This is a genomic window from Burkholderia sp. Tr-20390 (genome assembly GCF_017104595.1).
In the GTDB taxonomy this organism is placed as follows: Bacteria; Pseudomonadota; Gammaproteobacteria; order Burkholderiales; family Burkholderiaceae; genus Burkholderia.
Genome location: NZ_JAAGPC010000401.1, coordinates 1 through 1,282, shown reverse-complemented (window position 1 = coordinate 1,282; position 1,282 = coordinate 1). Strand labels below are relative to the sequence as shown.

At 69.6% G+C, this 1,282-nt stretch carries 1 protein-coding gene; it reads right to left on the bottom strand.

Going from position 1 to position 1,282, the window contains the following annotated elements:
• Positions 1 to 370: 370 nt before the first annotated feature.
• Positions 371 to 1,282: ATP-binding protein (locus G3N98_RS39220; RefSeq protein ID WP_241026302.1), on the bottom strand; the 912-nt coding region annotated here is incomplete at its 5' end.

Genomic DNA, 1,282 nt, shown 5'->3' with positions numbered 1-1,282 from the left:
GCTCGACCAGTTTTTCGGGTCGTTCAAACTCGACTGACGGCGGCCGGAGAGGGCGCTCAGACACTCTGTGACAACTGAAAGTTCATTCGCAGCTTTCGACGCTAGTCGCCGGATTTTGCGAGGTTTTTTCGGCTATCCACAGCGCATGTGGATAACTTTGTTGAAAAGTTGCCCGGATTTCCCGCCAAGCCGCGCGGGACGGCCTTCCGGCCCGTTTGGCCGCTCGCTCGCGTTTTGATAAAAGTCAATCAAAACAACGAGATACGGATTCCGTGCTGCAAAGGTCTCGCCGAGCCCTGATCCGGGGCCGGATTCGCGGAATTGTGCATAAGTCAAGTCTTGACAGCCGGATTTTGTCCTCCGAGGGCGTTCAGAGCGCCGTCAGTGCGCGCCGGTAGCGGATCGCTTCGGCGATCTGCGCGGCCGTCGGCAGCGGGTCGCCGGCCAGGTCGGCGATCGTCCGCGCGACCTTCAGCACGCGGAAATACGCGCGCGCCGACCAGCCGAAGCGCTCGCCGGCCTCGCGCAGCAGCCGTTCGCCTTCGTCGGTCGGCCGGCACAGGTCGTCGGTCTCGCGGCCGCTCAGCATGTGGTTCGTCTTGCCCTGCCGGTCGAGCTGCAGCGCACGCGCCTGCGCGACCCGCGCGGCGACCGCCGCGCTCGGCTCGCCGGGCGCCGACGCGCGCGTCGCCAGTTCGGCCGGCGACAGCGCGGGCAGGTCGATCTGGATGTCGATGCGGTCGACGAGCGGCCCCGACAGCTTGCGCAGGTAGCGCGCGGCGACGTCCGGCGAGCAGCGGCAGCGCCCCGACGGATCACCGTGCCAGCCGCACGGGCAGGGATTCATCGCGGCGATCAGCTGGCATGCGGCCGGGAAGTCGGCTTGCTGCGCCGCGCGTGAAATCGTGATGCGGCCGGCCTCCAGCGGCTCGCGCAGCATCTCGAGCACGTGCCGGTCGAATTCCGGGAGTTCGTCGAGGAACAGCACGCCGAGGTGCGCGAGCGTGATCTCGCCCGGTTGCGGCGGGTTGCGGCCGCCGACCAGCGCGGCGGCGCTCGACGAGTGATGCGGTGCACGGAACGGCCGCCGGCGCCACTGCGCGGGCGAGAAGCCGAGGCGGCTCGCGGAGAGGAGCGCCGCCGACGTCAGCGCCTCGTCGTCGGTCAGCGGCGGCAGGAGGCCCGGCAGCCGGGCGGCCAGCATCGACTTGCCGGCCCCCGGCGGCCCGACCATCAGCATGTGATGGCCGCCCGCGGCCGCGACTTCCAGCGCGCGGCGGGA